Origin of the sequence: Paraburkholderia kururiensis (assembly GCF_034424375.1) — a bacterium.
Taxonomy (GTDB): Bacteria; Pseudomonadota; Gammaproteobacteria; order Burkholderiales; family Burkholderiaceae; genus Paraburkholderia; species Paraburkholderia kururiensis_A.
Genome location: NZ_CP139965.1, coordinates 2,626,624 through 2,644,675 on the forward strand (window position 1 = coordinate 2,626,624; position 18,052 = coordinate 2,644,675).

At 69.3% G+C, this 18,052-nt stretch carries 14 protein-coding genes; 4 read left to right on the top strand and 10 right to left on the bottom strand.

The window, feature by feature from the left end:
• Positions 1–217: 217 nt before the first annotated feature.
• The 10 genes from U0042_RS11835 to U0042_RS11880 all read right to left on the bottom strand — a co-directional run bounded on the left by U0042_RS11835 (position 218) and on the right by U0042_RS11880 (position 13,987).
• The gene (locus U0042_RS11835; protein WP_114814627.1) at positions 218–1,327 is read right to left on the bottom strand and encodes a glycosyltransferase; all 1,110 of its coding nucleotides are present in this window, start codon (positions 1,325–1,327) and stop codon (positions 218–220) included.
• Positions 1,324–2,814: a flippase gene (locus tag U0042_RS11840; RefSeq protein ID WP_114814628.1), complete on the bottom strand. Its 1,491-nt coding sequence runs from the start codon at positions 2,812–2,814 to the stop codon at positions 1,324–1,326. The genes U0042_RS11835 and U0042_RS11840 overlap by 4 nt, the downstream gene beginning before the upstream one ends.
• Before the next feature lie 279 nt (positions 2,815–3,093).
• A complete protein-coding gene (locus tag U0042_RS11845) occupies positions 3,094–4,317 on the bottom strand; it encodes a glycosyltransferase family 4 protein (RefSeq protein WP_198665411.1) in 1,224 nt (407 codons plus the stop codon).
• Positions 4,318–4,383: 66 nt separating this feature from the next.
• On the bottom strand, positions 4,384–5,556 hold the full coding sequence (locus U0042_RS11850; RefSeq protein ID WP_269814067.1) for a glycosyltransferase family 2 protein: 1,173 nt from the start codon (positions 5,554–5,556) through the stop codon (positions 4,384–4,386).
• Positions 5,553–6,794: a glycosyltransferase family 4 protein gene (locus U0042_RS11855; RefSeq protein WP_114814631.1), complete on the bottom strand. Its 1,242-nt coding sequence runs from the start codon at positions 6,792–6,794 to the stop codon at positions 5,553–5,555. The genes U0042_RS11850 and U0042_RS11855 overlap by 4 nt, the downstream gene beginning before the upstream one ends.
• Entirely contained in the window at positions 6,791–9,220 is a 2,430-nt protein-coding gene (locus U0042_RS11860; protein WP_114814632.1) for a hypothetical protein, read from the bottom strand. Before U0042_RS11860 ends, U0042_RS11855 begins: the two co-directional genes overlap by 4 nt.
• A 12-nt stretch (positions 9,221–9,232) precedes the next feature.
• Positions 9,233–10,387 carry a glycosyltransferase family 4 protein gene (locus U0042_RS11865; protein ID WP_114814633.1) on the bottom strand — a complete coding sequence of 385 codons (1,155 nt, stop codon included), beginning with the start codon at positions 10,385–10,387 and terminating at the stop codon, positions 9,233–9,235.
• Positions 10,384–11,640, bottom strand: coding sequence for a glycosyltransferase family 4 protein (locus U0042_RS11870; protein ID WP_114814661.1), 1,257 nt, complete (start codon positions 11,638–11,640; stop codon positions 10,384–10,386). Before U0042_RS11870 ends, U0042_RS11865 begins: the two co-directional genes overlap by 4 nt.
• Before the next feature lie 11 nt (positions 11,641–11,651).
• Positions 11,652–13,460 carry a hypothetical protein gene (locus tag U0042_RS11875; protein ID WP_157977901.1) on the bottom strand — a complete coding sequence of 603 codons (1,809 nt, stop codon included), beginning with the start codon at positions 13,458–13,460 and terminating at the stop codon, positions 11,652–11,654.
• A complete protein-coding gene (locus U0042_RS11880) occupies positions 13,457–13,987 on the bottom strand; it encodes a GNAT family N-acetyltransferase (RefSeq protein ID WP_114814635.1) in 531 nt (176 codons plus the stop codon). Before U0042_RS11880 ends, U0042_RS11875 begins: the two co-directional genes overlap by 4 nt.
• 357 nt (positions 13,988–14,344) lie before the next feature.
• On the opposite strand from U0042_RS11880, the gene U0042_RS11885 reads away from it, so the two are divergent.
• From U0042_RS11885 to U0042_RS11900, 4 genes are read left to right on the top strand one after another with little or no spacing between them, the layout of a single operon-like run.
• Positions 14,345–14,596, top strand: a complete 252-nt coding sequence (locus tag U0042_RS11885; RefSeq protein ID WP_017776617.1) for an acyl carrier protein — start codon at positions 14,345–14,347, stop codon at positions 14,594–14,596.
• The gene (locus U0042_RS11890) at positions 14,593–15,897 is read left to right on the top strand and encodes an acyl-CoA dehydrogenase family protein (RefSeq protein WP_114814636.1); all 1,305 of its coding nucleotides are present in this window, start codon (positions 14,593–14,595) and stop codon (positions 15,895–15,897) included. The genes U0042_RS11885 and U0042_RS11890 overlap by 4 nt, the downstream gene beginning before the upstream one ends.
• Position 15,898: 1 nt before the next feature.
• Positions 15,899–16,963, top strand: a complete 1,065-nt coding sequence (locus tag U0042_RS11895; protein WP_114814637.1) for an amino acid--[acyl-carrier-protein] ligase — start codon at positions 15,899–15,901, stop codon at positions 16,961–16,963.
• Positions 16,960–18,000: a DUF1839 family protein gene (locus U0042_RS11900; RefSeq protein WP_232833566.1), complete on the top strand. Its 1,041-nt coding sequence runs from the start codon at positions 16,960–16,962 to the stop codon at positions 17,998–18,000. Before U0042_RS11895 ends, U0042_RS11900 begins: the two co-directional genes overlap by 4 nt.
• The last annotated feature ends 52 nt before the right edge of the window (positions 18,001–18,052 follow it).

Genomic DNA, 18,052 nt, shown 5'->3' on the forward strand with positions numbered 1-18,052 from the left:
GCCGGCCCGGCCTACCGGTCGACGCTCATTTAAGCAACGTGTTTCTTGCCCGCTCTGTTCGGGTGCGCACACACTTCGGGCCGCGTTGTGCGGCCGCAAAAGAACGCGCAACAGCGCCCGCCATAGCACTTCGATAGCCCGCCCGATGGCGCCCAATAGCGCCCGCAAAACGGGCCTGCACGAAGGCACACGAAAACGCGGACCGCCAAGCGAAGCCTCAACCGTGCGGCCCTTCCGCCGTGCCGGCCACGGGCACGGTCGGCGTCCGCCGCCCGCGCAACCACGCGCGCGCCACGCGCACGAAGTCCTTCGCGCACGCCTGCACGCCCGGCCGCAACGGGTTGTACCGATACCGCCAGTGCATGCACATCGAAACGAACTGCACGGTGAGCCGCCACGCGCTGCGCGATTCGTAGAGCGAGGCGCGCGCCAGCAGATACGCGCCCACCGCTTCGTAGCGCCGCGATGCCTCGAGCAGTTGCGGCGCGAAGCGCGTTTGCGTGCGCTGCGCAAGCTGCGCGAGGCCGTCGCGATACTGCGACGCAATCGCCGCGCGTTCGCGGTACGCCGCCGCGCCGCTCGCCGCCACGCGGGCACGCGCGCCGCGCGAGCCGGCCTGCGGCGCGCCGCACGCGTTCTTGCCATGCTGCCGATACGCCACGAGCGGCGCCTCCACCACGCGCACCGTGCCCGTCACGTCACCCAGCAGCGACGCCCATTCGTCGTGCGCCACCTCAGTGTGCTCGCCCGGAAAATTGGGCAGCCGCGGACGTTCGAGCAACAGCGGCAGCAGCGCCGCATCGAAGCAGATCTTCATGCCCGCGAAAAAGCCGAACGGCGCCACCCTTCCCGGCCCCGAGCCACGTTTGCGCACCCACGTGTGCAGCGTGTCGCCCGCGAGCGGTTGCAGGTTCTGATCGACGGTGCAGACGCGATGCGCCACGAGCGTCACGCCCGGCTCCGCTGCCGCGGCGGCCACGCGTTCGAGCTTGTCGGCACGCCACACGTCGTCCTGGTCGCAGAAGGCGATCCAGTCGCCGCGGCAATGCGAGGCCGCGAGCAGAAAGTTCTCGGCGTAACCGAGCCGCGCGGCATTGCGATACAGCCGCACGGGAAACGGCGCGTGCTGCGCGAAGATTTCGACGAGTTCGGGCGTGCCGTCCGTGGAGCCGTCGTCCGTCACCACGAGTTCGTATGGCAGCCAGCGCTGCGAGGCGAGGCTCGCCAGTTGCTCGGGCAGATAGCGCGCGCCGTTGCAGGTGGCAAGCGCAATCGAAATGGCGGGCAGTGTGCGGGCGCGGCCCGCTGTCTTCGTGTCTCGCGTCATGAGGTCCTCCGTTGCGCCGTGCGCCCCGCGAGGCGCGTCGCGAAACGCCGCACGCCGTCTGCGATGAGCGGCTCCGCGCGCCATGCCCAAAGGCAGGCCACCGCCACGAGCAGCAACGCCGCCGGCGTCGCGGTCCACGTGGGCCACCCGCCCGCGGCGATCAACGCGAAAGTGGCCGCGAGCGTGAGCACCGGCGCCACGAGCCGGCGCCAGAACGCGCCGCGATAGCCGGCGAGCCACATCAGCACGACGCCGTCGACCGCGCATCGCACGCTCCATGCGAACGCTGCGCCCACGAGGCCGAAGGCATGCATCGCGCCCCACAGCAGCGCGATGAACGGCACCAGTTCCGCCACGTGCAGACGCGCGACCACGTCGGGGCGTCCCTGCGCCTGGAGCTTGTCGAACGCGACGTGCGCGAGGCTGTTGATCCACACGCCCGCCAGCAGCACCTCGCCCACGAGCGACGCATGCGCCGCGAACGGCGCGCCGACCCAGAGCCGCAGGAACGGCTGCATCGCGAGCATGCCCACGACGACGACGGGCGTGATGAGCGCGGCAAGCCCCGTGATGGCGCGCTCGGCGAGTGCGCTCGAATGTTCCGTGGCGAGTGCGGAGAGGCGCGGAAACAGCGTGCGGCACAGCACGGCCGGAATGAGCCGCAGCCGCGTGGCGAGATTGAACGGCACCGTGTAGTACGCCACCGCGTTGGCGCTGAGCACACTGCCGATCAGAAAGCGGTCCGCGGCTTCCAGCAGCGGACTCACGAGGTTCGTGAGCGTCACCCACATGCCGAAGCCGAAGAGCGGCCGCACGTGGCGACGTGCGGGGCCGCCCGCGCCGCGCAGTGGAAACACGCGCGCAACGGTCACGGCGAGCAGCAGCAGCGTGAGTGCGCTGCCCACCATCGCAGCCAGAATCAGGTGTTCCAGTTGCGGGCCGAACAGCAGCGCCGCGGCGAGCGGCAGCGTCTGGTAGAGCAGCATGCCGACGAACTGCACCGCGTTGAGCGGCCCGAACCGCTCGATGCCTTCGAGCGCGCCCGAAAACACGCCGGTGAGCGTGGCCATGGGCACCGCACAGGCGATGAACGGCAGCGCCGGAACGACCTCGGCGCGAATCGATGCATCCATGTGGAACACGTGGCCGAGCGCGAGTCCCGCCACGCCGTAGAGCACGAATGCGCCCAGCACGCCGAATGCGGCGTTGAGCACGACCGCGGTCCAGAGCAGCGACTCGCGTTCGGCATGCGGCGCGCCGCCCATGCGCGCCACCTGGTTCGACGTGGCACGCGTGAGCCCCAGATCGAAGAAGCCGAAGTAGCCCTGCAACATCCACACGGTGACGAGCACGCCGTAGCGCGCGTCGCCGATACGGTGCAGATAGATGGGCACCGTAACGAGCGCCACCGCGAGCGGCAGCACGCTGCCGAGCAGATTGAACAGCGCGTTGCGGGCGAAGCCCGGAGCCTGGGGGGCGTCTTTCATGACCGATGCCGTTGGGAGTGCCTGAACCGAGTGTCAGAGCCCATACTGCACGGCACAAACGCTTCGAGTCTGTGGTCTGCGCCACGCTGGCGGGCACCTCGAACTTGCTGCGGTTTCAGGCCGCCCCGTATGCTTTCAGACCGCTTCGAGAAGGCTTACGGAACGTCGCGACGCCATGGGGCGAGCCGCACGCTTCTCGTGCTTCGTGGGCTTCGTGAACCGACGAATCGGCACGACGAAACGGACCAACCGCACGGTCTCACGACACGGCCACGCCCTTCACGCCGCCACCGTATCCAGCCGCCGCTGCCGGCGCGTCGCATAGAGCCGCTCGAAGCGATGCGCGACCTTCTCCCACGCGTAGTCGAGCGACGTTTCTCGCGCACGGCGTTGCAGGCGCGCCCAGTACGCGGGGTCGTCGACGAGCGACTGCACCGCATTCACGAGCGCCTCGGCATGACCGGGCGGCACGATGAGGCCGTTGTCGCCGTGGCGCAGGAACGCACGCAATCCGCCGATGTTCGAACCCACGGGCACGAGCCCGCACGCCATGGCTTCGAGCGGCGAGAGCGGAAAGCCTTCGTACATCGAGGGGAACATGAGGATGTGATGCGACGCGAGCAGCGCGGGCAGTTGTGCGTTGTCGAATGCGGGCACCACCGTCATGCGTTCACGCACCGATTCGGGAAAGCGCGCGAGCGTCGCCTCCGGCGCCTCGCCCGTGCCGAACAGCGTGAGCGTGAGCTGCGGATTGCGCGCAAACAGCACGGGCACCGCCTTCGCCATGGTCTCGATGCCCTTCCAGTAGTTCGCGCGGCCCATGAAGGCGAGCTTCGTGGGCGCAGCGCGCGGCGGCTGCGCGTCGCTCTGCGTGCCTGTGGCATCGCACGGGACATTGCACGCCACATCGCCCGCGACATCGCTCCTCACGCTCAGCGCCGCACGCGCCACCGAGGCAAAGGTCTCGTCGATGCCATTGTCGATCTGCACGACGTGGTCGCCCGGAAAGCCCAACTTCGAGACTGCGAATTCGCATTCCGTATCGTTGAGCAGCATCGCCACGTCGGCCCAGGCGAACGACTTCGTGCATTCCCAGAGCCGCAAGCCGCCGTGATAGAGCGGATAGCGCCACGAGCGGTCTTCCTCGCCGCTGCGGCAGCGTTCCAGAAAGAGTTCGTGCACCACGGGTTCCATGCCGTGACTGCGCGTCACGGACAACTGTTTAGGACGCCAACCGAACGCGCGCCGCGCGAAGTTGATGAGCCAGCCGTCGCCGGACGACATGTCGAGCACGTCGTACTCCGGATGCAAGAGCACGTGCCCGAGCACGAACCACGGAAAGAGCATCGTGCGCAGCATGCCTGTCACGCCTCTCACGTCGTCGTGCGAAAAGACGCGCACGTGGTGGCCGCGCTGACGCAGCGCCTCGGCAAGCTTCACAGTGACGCCGGGCGCGCCGGCGCTGCGGCTCAAGGTGTGATGGATCGTGAACAGGATGTTCATGGGGTCGTCGTAAGGAAGTGAATCGGATCGCGCGAGTTTGTAGGTGTCGTGCGCTTTGTCCATCGGCTAGCCGCAACGCGCACACGCGGACGGCGGCCGTCGCCACGCGCGCCACACGTTGGAGCGCCGCACGATCTCCGGCAGCGAACGCAACGCGCCGCGCCGCGCGAGATACACGGTCATATGCGCGAGCCAGTACGAGGCGAAGGCCGCGAGCTTCAGCACGCTGGGGTCGATGCTGCGATAGCGCTTCACGCCGATGTAGAGCCGCGCGGCCTCGCAGCAGAGTTCGTAGCGCGAGAGCGCGCGGGGCGCATCGTCGGCGGGCGTGGCGAGCACGCCCTTGCCCGCCTGGGTGTCGCGCGAGCGCAATGCGGGCACGAGTTCGATCGGATAGCCGCGCTTCATGGCTCTGAGCGAGAGTTCGGCGTCCTCGCTGCCGAAGTAGATGTTTTCGTCCCAGCGTTCGGTGCGAAAGAGCGCGAGCGGAAACACGGCGGCATGGATATTCACGCACTCGGGCCGCTCCGCCGCCGTGAAATAGCCGGCAAATGAGAGGCGCACCGCGGCACACGACGTGGCGCGGCCGGCAAAGGCGTCGTCGAAATCCGCCGACGTGGAAGACGGCCCGCCCGTCAGCACCGTCTGCGTGCGTCGCGCCGCGGGCAACGCCGTGAGCCAGGTCTTCGCCACGGCGAAGAAGTCGGGCGCAGGCTGCACGTCGTCGTCGATGAACGACACATGCGTGCATCGAACCGCGTGCGCGAGGCAGTGCATGACCGCGTTGTTGCGATTCGCGCAGACGCCGCGGCGCGGCCCCGCGAGCCACGCCACGCCCGGATAGCGCGCCACCACCGCGGCGTTCGCCTCGCGTGTGCCGGACGCCGGCGAGTCGTCGCTGACCACCACGCAGGCGGGCGGCGGCACGCAGCGCGCGAGATTCGCGAGACAGGCGTCGAGTGTCTCGGTGCGATTCATCGTCGTGATGCAGACGGCGAAGCGGATCTCGGAGAAAGCGTCGCGCGCGGCGAATGGGTCGCTTGCGCGAGCGTGGCGGGCATCGCCGGGGACACGCAGGGCACAGGCATCATGGGATGCGGTATCAGGCGCGGTATCAGGGCACGCTTCAAGCGATACATCGGGCGCGACTTCTGTCGCGTTCGAGCCGCCCTGCTCGGCACGCGCGCCGCTCTCGGGCCGCGATGGGCCAGCCGCATCCGCAAGATTGCGCGCGTTCATCGCACCACCCCTCGCGCCGACGCCGTGCCGCGCGCGGCTGCGTCCGACGCCGCGGCGCGCGTACCCGCACCGCGCGCACGCCCGGCGCGGCGCGCCTCGAGCGTGCGCTCGTAGAGCGCGAGGTAATCGGCGCATACGCGTGTCACGCTGAACACGTCGAGGTGTTCGCGTGCGCGCGCGGCGAGCGCCTGTCGTGCGGCTGCGTCGTCGATGAGGCCGCCGATCGCGGCGGCCAGCGCCTCCGGGTCCGACGCCGGCACGAGTCGCCCCGCTTCGCCGCGGTCCAGCATTTCGGGGTTGCCGTCCACGTTCGTCGCGACGATGGCGCAGCCCGCTTCGCGCGCTTCGGAAAGCACGAGGCCGCCGGGCTCGCGATGCGAGGCCAGCACGAACACGTCGGCCTGCGCGAGCCACGCGCGCGGGTTCGCCATGAAGCCCGTGAAGTGCGCGCGATCCGCCACGCCCAGCGTGGCGGCAAGCGCTTCCATGCGCGCGCGGTCGGGACCGTCGCCCACCAGATACAACGCCGGCTGCACCGGCCGATGCGTCTGTCCGCACAGCATGGCGAACGCGCGCAGCAGATCGGCAATGCCCTTGCGCTCGTACATGCCGGCCACGGTGACGATGCTCGGCCGCACGACGCCGGGCAGCGGACCGGCTGGCAACACAGGCGCGGCCGACTGCGCCGCGGTGCCCGAATCAGCCGTAGCACCCGCATCAGCCGAGTCGGCCGTAGCGACATCCGCCGCAAACCGCGGCGTCCCGATCGTGCCGTTGCGCACCACCGCGAGCTTCGCGGCCGGTATGCCGCGCGCCGCCATCGACGCGGCCACCGCATCGCTCACGGCCACCACGCAATCGCCCACGCCCATCACCGTTGCGCTCTTCTGGAACTCGTTGTGCACCGTCGTCACGAGCGCGAAGCGCCGCCGCGTCGTGCAGAGCCGCGCCATCAGCGCGCCCGTCATCATGTGCGCATGCACGACGTCGGGCTGCGTCTGCGCCACGAGCCGCCGCATGCCCGCGAGCATGGCCGGCACGCGCCAGGGCGTCTTCGACTGACGAAGCTCGACGTGACGCACGCCGTAGCGCGCGAAGAGCGGCTCGAAGCCGCCGCCCGAGGTGGCCACCGTCACCTCGTGCCCCGCGCGCGCCTGCACGCAGGCGAGATCCACCATCATGTTGACGATGCCGTTGCCCACGTTCTGCGCATGGTTGGCGAGATGGACGATCTTCATGGCGACCCCGGATGAAGCGCGGCACGGGCCGCGCGGGCAGACTCTGACGAAACGGAATGCAGGCGCGGCGCGTCATCGGCCGAGCGCGACGAAGACCCCGGCGGCCTGAAGCGATACATGAGCACCTTGCCGTGGCTGTCTTCCTCGACGAACACGAGGTACTCGCCCGCATACGGTCCCGACTCGATGCGGTGCGCCGTAATAGGCATCGGCACGTCGACGATTCCGCTTCGCTCGCCCACTTCGGGCCCCGGTGTGAGGCGCCCCACTTCACGCCCGGTGTCGCGTTCGTGCACGTGCACCGCGCCCGCACGCGTTTCCACGGTGAAGAGGTAATCGCCGGCCACGGTCCAGCCGTTCATCGAGGCCGGATCGGGCGGCCCGCGGTCGGGCAGATCGATGGCATAGCGCAGCACCGGCGCGCCGCGCAGCCAGTGGTCGTAACGCGCAAGCCGCGAACCCGTGCCGTTCCAGTTGTATTCGAGGAACGGATGCGCGGGCGTGGAGCCCGACACGTAGAGCGTGTCGTCGGCCGGGAAATAGGCGAGGCGCGCGATGCGCGTGAACGGTTCCGGCATCGGCCACGTCTTGACCGCGCTGTAGCGATAGACAGGATTCCCAACGTTATCGAAACCGAGCAGCGCAAAGCGCCGGATGCCCGCCGCGCCCAGCCCCTGCCAGACGTTGCCCGCCTCGTCCACCCACCAGGCCGTGACGCGCGGCGCGCCCTCGCCCCACTGCGGCTGGTCGAAGTCCGTGACGGCGAAGCGCCCCTTGCCCGCCGTGTCGCGCCAGATCCATTCGCCGCTTGCAGGCTGGTTCGGCGGCCACGGCTTGTCGATATGCGAGGGCGAAAAGAGCCCGGACGGAATCGCGGTCTCGCTGCCCGCTTCGAAGCAATAGATGCGCAGGAACGACGAGGTCATGTCCGTCGTAAAGAGCAGCCGATGTCCGCGCACCTCGCGCACCAGCGGCAGCCCGCGCATGCCCTGGCCGAGATGCAGGAACGGATCGTAGGGATAGCGGAAGCGGTTCGCCGTGAAGCCCGCATACGACCACTCCGCGCCGCTTCCACGCGAGAGGTCGAGCGCAAAGCGCTTGCTGCCCGTATAGACCGAGGGCGGCATGCCGTCCATGAACTGGGCGCCGTCCACGAAGAGCAACCCTTGCACGCTGAAGCGGCGCGTGCCGTCGGGCGCGTAGCCTTCTATCACGGCGCCTTCCGTGTTGCCCGGGCCGCCCGCGAACCCTCGCGGCCCCGTGCCGTTCATCGCGACGTAGACGTTGCCTGCCGCATCCGCGGCCACTGCCGTGAGGCCGTTGAAGCGCTGCGGCCCGGGCGTGCCCGCCCTGCCGGCATAGATGCCGCCCGCGACGCCCAACGTCCCCGACAGTTGCATGGAAGCCCCTTGATTCGTGATGCGGCGATCGGCAGCCGCCGCGTCGTTCTTTTGCGTGAGCGCGCCGCCGCTTGCGGCCGGCGCGAAGATCAACACCTGCTGGCGCACACCGTTGTCCGCAACGAGCAGGCGCCCGCGCGCATCCACGGCGATGTCCACGGGCACCGTGCCGCGCGGCAACGCGAGCGTGCCGAGCACGGCGCCATCGCGTGCATGGTGGACGACGCGTTTCGCGCTGTCTGTGCGGCTGCGCTCGATGACCCACAATGTCCCGTCCTTCGCGAGCGTGAGGCGGCCCGGCTCGCGCACGGGAAAGCCGCCCGCGGGCTGCATGGTCTGCGCATCGAAGATCTCGATGCGGTTGTCGTGGAGGTTCGACACGAAGAGGCGCGCGTTGTCGGCAGCAAGGCCGCGGATGGCGTCGTCTATCGGCTCCGGCGCCTGCGCGACCACGCGAAACGCGAGGCCACTGCCGGGCCAGTCGGCCTGCCCCGCGAACGGCACGCCGCGGCGCACGTCCGCGCGGCTGCGCCGCGACACGCCGAACCAGCGCACGCCTTCGCGCGGCAGATGTTTTTCGGCCGCCATCGCGTTGCCGATGCTCACCACGATCTGTGCGGCGAACACGTAGTCGTCGTTCACGGCGATGGCGTCGCCGCCCAGCATGCCCCAGCCGTGCGAGCCGCCGCCGTAGCCGACGAGCGCGCCGTCGCGGTAGTGGCCGATCTCGCCGCCGCCTTCGTCCCAGGGCGCGTTGGTGAAGAGCTCGCCGTTCGGCGCGACAGCGAGCGCCTGCACGTCGGACTGCACCCAGCGGCCGTCGCCGAAGCCCCACGTGTTGCCGACCCACGAGGTGCGATACGAGAGCGGGGGTTCCGTGGAAAAAGCGGCGGCAGAAGTGGTAGTAGACGTGGCGGAAGAAGTAGCGGCAGCAGAGGTACCAGCAAAGGCAGTGGCGAAAGTCGCCACCCAGGCCGCTGCGCACAGCACGCCCGCGAACAGCGCGCAAAAAGCGACGCGTTTCATCGCCCGCGCGCTTCAGTGCGCCTCGATCGCTTCGCGATAGACGCGCGCCACGCCGCGCGCCACCACGGGCAGATCGAAGCGGCCGCGCGCGTAGGCAAGGCACGCGTCGGCGTCGGGCAGCGCGATGCGGCCGCGCAGCGCGTCGGCCATGCCGGCGGCGATCGCGTGAAAGCCGCCCGCGGGCAGCACGAGGTCCGGCGAAAGCGGCGCCACGGCCTCGGGCAACCCGCCCACCGGCGTGACGAGCACGGGCGTGCCCGCCGCGAGCGATTCGATGGTCGTGAGTCCGAAGCCTTCCAGCGACACCGTGGGCACCACCGAAAGGTCCGCGGCGCGATACCAGAGCGGCAACGCGGCGTCTTCGACGAAGCCCGCCAGATGCACCGCGGAGACGAGCCCCCGTGCCTCGATGCGCGCCTGCAGCAGTTCGGCGAGCGGCCCTTTGCCCGCAATCACGAGCAGCACGTCGGGCACGGCCTGGCGCACGAAGAACATGGCGTCGATCAGGTTTTCGAGCCCCATGCGCGTCACGAGCCGCCGCACGCAGAACACGAGCGGACGGTCGGTGGCCACGCCGAGCAACTCACGGGCTTCGTCCTTCGTGGTGGCAATGTCGAAACGATCGACGTCCACACAGCCCGGCACCACGCGAATCGATTCGTCCCGCACGCCATACGTGCGCTCGAGAATGTCGCCGAACGCGCGCGAGAGCACGATGTGGCGCGTGCCGCTGCGATAGACGAAGCGCTCCAGTGCCCGGCGCGCCGCGATGGAAAGCCCGCCGCCGCCTTCGGGAAACGACTCGTCGGCCCATGGGCCATGAAAGTGCACGACGCGCGGCACGCCGCCGAGCACGCCCGCCAGCGGCGCCGCGTAGAGCGCGAAATGCGTGGCCACGACGTCGGGCCGCTTCATGCCCACGAGCTGCCGCGAATGCCTGCGCGCGCGCCACAGCCGCACGCCGAGCGGCGCGTGGGCGTCGGCGAATGCCTCGACACGTCCCGCCGTGACTTCGCGCACCGCGCCGCTGCCCGCCACGAGCCCGCGCACGTTCACGCCCTCGCCGGGCAGCGCCTCGACGAGCGACATGAACATGCGGTCGAGCCCACCCGGCCGCTCGCCGAACCAATGCATGCCGATCTGCAACGAATCGATAGGCGCCGTCATGGCCGCGCCGCCGCGATGGAATGCGGCGCGCGCGCCGCGCGGGGCGCGGGCGTACGCACCTCTTCGTAGAGCGCGAGGTAACGTTCGGCCATGCGCGGCCAGCCGAGCGTCGCGGCACGCTGCCGGGCGGCCTCGCCCATCTGCCGGGCGGCCACGCGGTCCGTGGCGAGTTGCACGAGCGCCGTGGCGAGCGCGGCAGCGTCGTCGGGATCGTCGAGCACGATGCCGGCGGCGGGCCCGGTGTGCGGCGCGTCTTCCGTGGGGGCCGCGTCGTGTGGGTCGTGCGTGCCGTGCGGGTCGTCACGCGAGGCGCCAGCCTCGATCATCTCCGCGCCGCCCGCGGTGCGCGCGGTCACGACGGGCAGCGCTGCGGCCATCGCTTCGAGCAGCACGAGCCCGAGCGGCTCGTAGCGCGAGGGAAACACGAAGGCGTCCACGGAGCGCATCAGTGCCGGCATGTCTTTCACGAGGTCGAGAAAATGCACGCGGTCGGCCACGCCCAACGACTGCGCCAGCGCCGGATACGGACTGTTGCGCAGAATGCCGGCCACCGCGAGATGCACGTGCGGCGGCGTTTCGCGCAACGCGCGCAGCACCGTATCCAGGTTCTTGCGCGACATCCGCAGGTCGCCCGCGAAGAGCGCCATGAACGGGTCGCGCGGCAAGCCGAAGCGTTCGCGCTCGCTTGCGCCGGGCGCGAATTCGTCGAAGTCCACGCCGTTGTGGATCACGTGCAGCCGCGCGTCGGCAATGCCGAGCGCGGCCACTTCCTGCGCAACCTTCGCGGAGACCGGCACGATGGCCTCGGCGCGCCGCAACGCCCAGCGCTCGCACCAGGCGTTGAGCCGCGTGTAGAGCACCTGGTACGCGTGATAGGCGCCGCGCCGCGCGCGAAACGGATAGAAGCCGCAGCGGTACCAGCCGTCGTGAACGAAGTGCACGGCGTTCACGTGCGCACGCGCCCACGTGATGAAGCCGTTCACGTGGATCACGTCGAACGCGTCGCGATGCGCGGCGATCCACACCGCCGTGCGCCACGCGAAGAGCTGGTATTGCACGAGGCGCGAAGGCAGCTTCGAGGGCGCGATCTTCACGAAGCGCGCGCGCGGATGCGCCGCGAGCGCGCTGTCCGCGGCGGACGCGAGCAGCGTGACCTCGTGGCCCGCTTCCAGCGCGGCGCGCGCGATCTCGTAGTTGACGCGCCCCTGGCCGTCGTTTTTTGCGACGACGTGCGTGACGATGAGAATGCACATCGGCGGCCCGCTCATGGCTCGCTCCTTGCGTTGAGCGGTCCGGGGCCGCCACGGAAAGCGCCGGGCCGGCCGCCGCTCGCATCGGCGCGCGCGACGCCCGTTGCGGCGAAGCCCGCCGCCGCGCCCACCGGCACGGCAACGGCCGTGCCGGCGCGAGCCTGCGGCAGCACCGTGCCTGCGCCGCTGCACGCAGCGGCCAGCGCGCGGCGGCGCCGCAGCCATTGCATCTCGCGCGCATGGCGCTGCGCGATGGCGGGCAGCAGCACGCCGACGAAGAAGAACAAGCCCGGCAAACCCGTGAGCGTGTTGACGAACACCATCATGCCGAGCATCGCGAGCGCCACGCCCACCGCCGAAATCGCGAAGCGGTCGCGCCCGCGCGCGAGGCTCGCCCAGAACGCGCGCCACAGCAGCATCACCACGCCCGTCACGTAGAGCAGCGTGCCGGGCCACCCCATCACGTAAGGCACTTCCATGAGGCCGCTGTCGAACACGACGTTGGCCTGCGCGCCGTCGTTGTCGTCGGCGGAGAGCTTGGTGCCGAGACCCGTGGTGCCGAGGCCCTGCCCCGAGATGTCGGTGAGCGCGACGGACAGAAAACTGCGGTAGAACTCCGCGCGCACCTGGTAGCTGTTGTCGTCGCCGATGTTCTGGATGGAGTCGAAGCGCTGCATGATGGGCGCCGAGATTTCGTCGATCATCAACGCGGGCGCGCCGAGCAGCGCAAAGCCGAGCAACGCGCCCACGAGACGCATGCGGCTCTTGCCGTCGAGCATCGCGAGCGGATAGACGAGCCCGAGCGCAAAGCCGCCCCACGCGCTGCGCACCGCCGTGAACATCAGCGACGGCACGCCGACGAACGCCGTGGCCACCTTCAGCCGCCCGCGCGCGGCGAGCGACATCAGCAGGATCGACATGATGGTCTGCGCGTAGGGCCCCGACGAATTCATCGTGCTCGACACGCGCATGCCGAACGGCACGGGGTGCCCTTCGGACTCCATCTGCGAAGCGAGCAGCCAGAACGCGTCCCACGGCGGCGGCGAGACGAACTGGATCACGCCGTACAGGCCGATGGCGAAACCGCCCCACGTGAAGGTCTTGAGCAGCACGTCGCGATAGAGCGGATAGTCGCGCCACGTCACGAGCAGGCGAAACGCGACGAGCACCGGGAACGCCCAGTTGACCACCGTGAAGGTGGCCGCGGCGGGTCCGGCCCTCACCACGCCCACGATATAGGCGTAGAAGAGCCCGAGCACCACGAGCACGAGCGGCATGGCGCGGCGCTCGCCGAGCACGCGCAGGTTCGAGAGCAGCGAGAAACCCGAGAGCGCGACGGCGACGAGCGGCGCGATCATCACGGGGCTCTTCGGATTGAACGAGCCGTTCACGAAGTCGGCGAGGCGCCGCACTTCGGGCGAGAGAAAGAAGAGCCAGCACACGAAGCCCAGGTAGTGGGCCGGCGAGCGCCGGTAAAAGCGCAGCGCGATGGCGAACGCGCCCACCGGGTAGACGAGTTCGACGAGCCGCCCCTGGTGCAGCACGATCAGCAGCAGCGTGATGCCGAAGAGCGCGAGCGGCAGGCGCAGCGGATGCCGCTCGCGCGCCGTGCGCGAGACGGCGCGCGCCGCACCGGCCGGCGCGGTGGCGCTCGCCTGCGGGCGGAGGCCTTCGGGTTCGCCTGAGGGTCCACCATCGAGCGCACCATCAAGCGCACTACCCAGCCCACCTGCCTGCCGGCCGCGCAACGAGCCCGCGGCGGCCTGCACTACAGCCCGCAAGCCGGGGCGCGGACCCGGCATGGGCGCCATGGCGGTGCTCACAGCTCGAAGATGCTGCCGAGCGTGAAACCGCTGCGCTCACGGCGCGTCCCGTTCACGAGCGGCTTCGCCGCACGCGAACTGCGCGTGAGTCCGATGAAGGGCACGCCGTATTCGAGAAACGGCCCTTCGGTTTTTCGGAATCCGAACTGTTCGTAAAACTGCCGCAGTCCGAGCGGCGCGCTCACGCGCACCGTGCGGCCGGGCCAGCGCTGCGCAATGGCGTTCAGCACGCGTTCGATCAACTGCTCGGCGGTGCCGTCGCCGCGCCGCGACGGACTCGTGAGCACCTTGTCGATCACGATATCGGGGTCTTCCGCGTCGCCCGGTTTCACCCGCGCATAGGCGACGATCGGCATGGGTCGCGTGATGTCCTCGGCGCCGAATACGTGCAGCGCCGCTTCGTCGTGTCCATCAGGATCGAGGCATACGTGCGACTGTTCGACGACGAACACCGCACTCCTCGCGCGCAGGATCAAATACATCTCGCGCGCCGTGAGCTGCTCGAACTCAAGCGTCTTCCAGTTCATATGGTCTTTCCTCGGCTATTCGTTTTTCGTCCCGGGCCGCCTGCTTTGCGCACGCTTCGCCGCGGTTTTCGTCGCGGCTTTTCGCCACGCTTGCCCCGCTTCTTCCGGCGCGCTTTCAGCCCGTGCGCGCCGCGTTTCTCGAAGTTCCGCGCCTGCTGCACGGCCCGTTTCGTTGTATGGGGACACGTTACGTGACGTAGCTATGCGGTTTCCGTGCGGAATCGCACCGACCGCCCCTGATCGCGGTCCGTTAAATACGCACTGCCGGCTCTCTCGCCGGACATGCATACCAAACGCGTGCGCCGCAGGCACACAGGCTGCGACGATCGACATGACCAAAACGTGAGGGCGTCTTACATGAAAAACGTACTGCGACGTATTCTTTCCGAGTCGGCTCGCCTGTCTGTTTCACCGGATACGCTCGCCGACGACGCCGATCTGTACGCAGCCGGCCTTTCCTCGTTGGCGACCGTGCACCTGATGCTTGCCATCGAAGACGAGTTCGGCATCGAGATTCCGGACCGGATGCTTACCCGCCGTCTCTTCTCCAGCATCGATTCGCTTGCCGCGGCCGTGACCGAGCTGCAGCAGGCAAAGGCGGCAGCATGAACGCCCCGCTCCTCCATACGCCCCCCGCGCCCGGCGCGAACGCGGCTGCGCAAGACGCGGCCGGCACGTCGGCCGCCCCGCTCGCGGCCGTGGGCACGGAACCCGGCTGGCGTGCCGCCGCGCGCCGCGCGGCCCAGGTTGCGGCGCAGCATGCCGACGCGGTGGACCGCGACGCGCGCTTTCCGCACGAAGCCTTCGACGCGCTTCGCCGCGAACGGCTGCTGTCGGCCATGCTCGCGCCGGAGCTGGGCGGCATGGGCCTGCCCGTGGCGGACATCGCGACCATCTGCGGCATCCTCGCGGAAGCGTGCGCGTCCACCGGCATGATCTACGCCATGCACCAGATCCAGGTGGCCTGCATCGACGAGCATCGGCACGGCTCCGCCTGGCATCGCGACTTCCTCGCGCAGCTGGCCGACAAGCAGTGGCTGCTCGCCTCGGCCACGTCCGAAGAGACCATCGGCGGCAACACGCGCACGAGCGCCTGCGCCGTGGAACTCGACGGCGACGACGCGAGCGCGGCCCTGCGCATCGAAAAGCTGGCCACCGCGGTCTCGTACGGCGCGTACGCCGACAGCGTCCTCATGACGGCACGCCGCAACGCCGAAGCGGCTGCGTCGGACCAGGTGCTGATCGTCACGCTGCCGTCCAACACGACGCTCGAAAAGCGCGGCACGTGGGACTCGCTCGGCATGCGCGGCACCTGCACGGAGCCGTTTCGCATCGTCTCGCACGGCACCGCGGCGCAGATCCTGCCCACACCGTTCGCCGACATCTCCGACCAGACCATGCTGCCCATCTCGCACATGCTGTGGTCGTCGGTATGGACGGGTGTGGCCACCGACGCCGTGAATCGCGCGAAGGCCTTCTTCCGTGCGCAGGCGCGCGCGAAGCCGGGCTCGGTGCCGCCCGCGGGGCTGCGGCTTGCAGAGGCCGTGGGTCTGTTGCAAATGATGCAGGCGCGCCTCGCCGTCGCGCTCGACGCCGACCGTGCCGCGCACGCCGCCCGTCAGCGCGCCGGCGATCAGTGCCAGTTCGACGCGCCGCTCGCGGCCATGCTCGGTTTCGCCTCCGACATGAACACGCTCAAGACCAGCATCTCGGCCACGGCGCTCCAGGTAGTACAGGAAGTGCTCATGATCTGCGGCCTTGCCGGCTACAAGAACGGCACGGAGTACAGCGTGGGCCGTCATCTGCGCGACCTGCATTCCGCGCCGCTGATGATCAACAACGACCGCATCGCCCAGAACACGGCCAACCTGCTGCTCGCGCAGCGGCCCGCCGCGCCCGGGAGGGCTTGAGATGAACACGATGACCGAAACGGCGCAGCTTGCCGCCGCGGATCCGGCCGCAAGCGCGGCTGCCGGTGCCGATGAACGCGCGGCCGAACCCACGTTCCGCGACGAACTGCTGGCAAAGGGCATCCTGATCGACACGGGCGAAAACGGCCTCTACGGCCGCAGCCAGGTGTTCGAAGACGTGGTGGATCGCCTCAACGTCGCGATCACGCATCTGGGCGCGGACCAGCAGCCCGAAGTGCTGCGCTTTCCGCCCGCCATGCGCCGCACCGACTTCGAAGACAGCGAGTACCTGAAGAGCTTCCCGAACCTCGCGGGCACCATCCATTCGTTCTGCGGCAACGACGCGGGCCACCAGCGCCTGTTACGCTGCCTCGACGACGCGATGGCCGAACGCGACGACGACCGCGACCCCGCGTGGATGGAGCAGCAGCAGCCCACGCGCGTGGTGATGACGCCCGCCGCCTGCTATCCGGTCTACCCGGTGATCTCGCGGCGCGGCCCGCTGCCGCAAGGGGGCGCCACCATCGACGTGCTCTCGTACTGCTTTCGCCACGAGCCCTCGCTCGACCCCGCGCGCATGCAGATGTTCCGCCAGCGCGAGTACGTGCGGCTCGGCTCGCCCGACGAGGTGATGGCGTTCCGGCAGATGTGGATCGAACGCGGCTCGCTGCTCGTTTCGCTGCTTGCGCTGCCGGTGGACGTGGACCTCGCCAACGACCCGTTCTTCGGCCGCGGCGGCAAGATCATCGCGGACAGCCAGCGCCAGCAGGCGCTCAAGTTCGAGCTGCTGATTCCGGTGGCGAACCCCGAGAGCAAGACCGCGTGCCTCTCGTTCAACTACCACATGGACCACTTCGGCGTGATCTGGAAGCTGCAATGCGCCGACGGGTCCGTCGCGCACACGGGCTGCGTGGGCTTCGGCATGGAACGCATCACGCTGGCCCTGTTCCGCCATCACGGGCTCGACGTGAAGGCCTGGCCCGCGGACGTGCGCGCGCTGCTGTGGGGCGACACGCAGCGCGTCGTGCAAGACGCCCTCGACGCGAAACGAGGAGGCACCGCATGAATCCGCCACTGACCACCGTGAGGAAAACCGTCCACGTGGCGGCCGGCGAAACGCCCGCCGCGTGGCCGGCCCAGGCAAGACCGCCGCGCGTGCATACGGCGCACGCGCTGCACCAGGGCGAGCGCGTGTGGCAGGAGACGAACTGCTACGTCGATCTGTGGATCGAGCTGCTGCACGGCTACGGGCTCGACCCGCGCGCGGCGCTCGCCTTCACGGTGACGCAGGACTTCGAAGGCGACCAGTTCACGTTCTTCAAATTTCCGCTGGAAGACCTCGATCTGCTCTACGGCACGCAGGTGCAGGAGCTGGCCATCTACGATTCGCTCGAAGACCGCGTGTTCGCGCAGACGCAGCGCGGCCACACGGTGCTGGTCGAAGTGGACGGCTATTACCTGCCCAACACGCGCGCCACGTCGTACCGGCGCGAGCATCCGAAGACGACCATCGGCATCGACGTCATCTCGCCCGCGGAACGGCGGCTCGGCTACTTCCACAACACGGGCTACCACCATCTGGACGGCGAGGACTACGACGGCATCTTCCGCAAGCTGCCGCGTTTCGAGAACCAGCCCGACGTGCTGTTTCCCTACGTGGAGTTCGCGAAACAGGTACGGCCCGCGCTGCAGGGCGCGGAACTCGTGGATGCCTCCGCCGAGCTGCTCTGCGCGCATCTGGAGCGGCGGCCGCTCGCGAACCCGGTCAGCGCATGGCGCGCCGTGTTCCCCGAGCACATGGACCGGCTGCTCGCGCGCGGCGAGGCGTTCTTCCATCCGTACTCGTTCAACCTGATGCGGCAGCTGGGCGCGAACTTCGAATTCCTCTCGAAGTATCTGCAATGGCTCGCCGCGCAGGGTGTGGACCTGCCGCCCGAGATCGCGGTGTCGGCGCAGAGCATCGCGTCCGAAGCCATGGTGATGCAGTTCCGCCTCGTGCGTGCCATCACGCGCGGGCGCCGCGACCTTTGCGACGACTGCTTCGACGTGCTGGAAAGCGCGTACGAGAAGACCGTCACGACGCTGGCCGCGCATGTGCTGTGAGCGCGACCGTGCCGTCCGCCTTGCCGTCCGCGCCTGCATCGGCTGATGAAGC

What these genes read in the sequence shown, in the direction of transcription:
- U0042_RS11860 (WP_114814632.1), bottom strand. Translation starts at nt 9,220, where the DNA reads ATGAAACGCGTCGCTTTTTGCGCGCTGTTCGCGGGCGTGCTGTGCGCA.
- U0042_RS11865 (WP_114814633.1), bottom strand. Translation starts at nt 10,387, where the DNA reads ATGACGGCGCCTATCGATTCGTTGCAGATCGGCATGCATTGGTTCGGC.
- U0042_RS11870 (WP_114814661.1), bottom strand. Translation starts at nt 11,640, where the DNA reads ATGTGCATTCTCATCGTCACGCACGTCGTCGCAAAAAACGACGGCCAG.
- U0042_RS11895 (WP_114814637.1), top strand. Translation starts at nt 15,899, where the DNA reads ATGAACACGATGACCGAAACGGCGCAGCTTGCCGCCGCGGATCCGGCC.
- U0042_RS11890 (WP_114814636.1), top strand. Translation starts at nt 14,593, where the DNA reads ATGAACGCCCCGCTCCTCCATACGCCCCCCGCGCCCGGCGCGAACGCG.
- U0042_RS11855 (WP_114814631.1), bottom strand. Translation starts at nt 6,794, where the DNA reads ATGAAGATCGTCCATCTCGCCAACCATGCGCAGAACGTGGGCAACGGC.
- U0042_RS11900 (WP_232833566.1), top strand. Translation starts at nt 16,960, where the DNA reads ATGAATCCGCCACTGACCACCGTGAGGAAAACCGTCCACGTGGCGGCC.
- U0042_RS11840 (WP_114814628.1), bottom strand. Translation starts at nt 2,814, where the DNA reads ATGAAAGACGCCCCCCAGGCTCCGGGCTTCGCCCGCAACGCGCTGTTC.
- U0042_RS11850 (WP_269814067.1), bottom strand. Translation starts at nt 5,556, where the DNA reads ATGAACGCGCGCAATCTTGCGGATGCGGCTGGCCCATCGCGGCCCGAG.
- U0042_RS11880 (WP_114814635.1), bottom strand. Translation starts at nt 13,987, where the DNA reads ATGAACTGGAAGACGCTTGAGTTCGAGCAGCTCACGGCGCGCGAGATG.
- U0042_RS11835 (WP_114814627.1), bottom strand. Translation starts at nt 1,327, where the DNA reads ATGACGCGAGACACGAAGACAGCGGGCCGCGCCCGCACACTGCCCGCC.
- U0042_RS11885 (WP_017776617.1), top strand. Translation starts at nt 14,345, where the DNA reads ATGAAAAACGTACTGCGACGTATTCTTTCCGAGTCGGCTCGCCTGTCT.
- U0042_RS11845 (WP_198665411.1), bottom strand. Translation starts at nt 4,317, where the DNA reads ATGAACATCCTGTTCACGATCCATCACACCTTGAGCCGCAGCGCCGGC.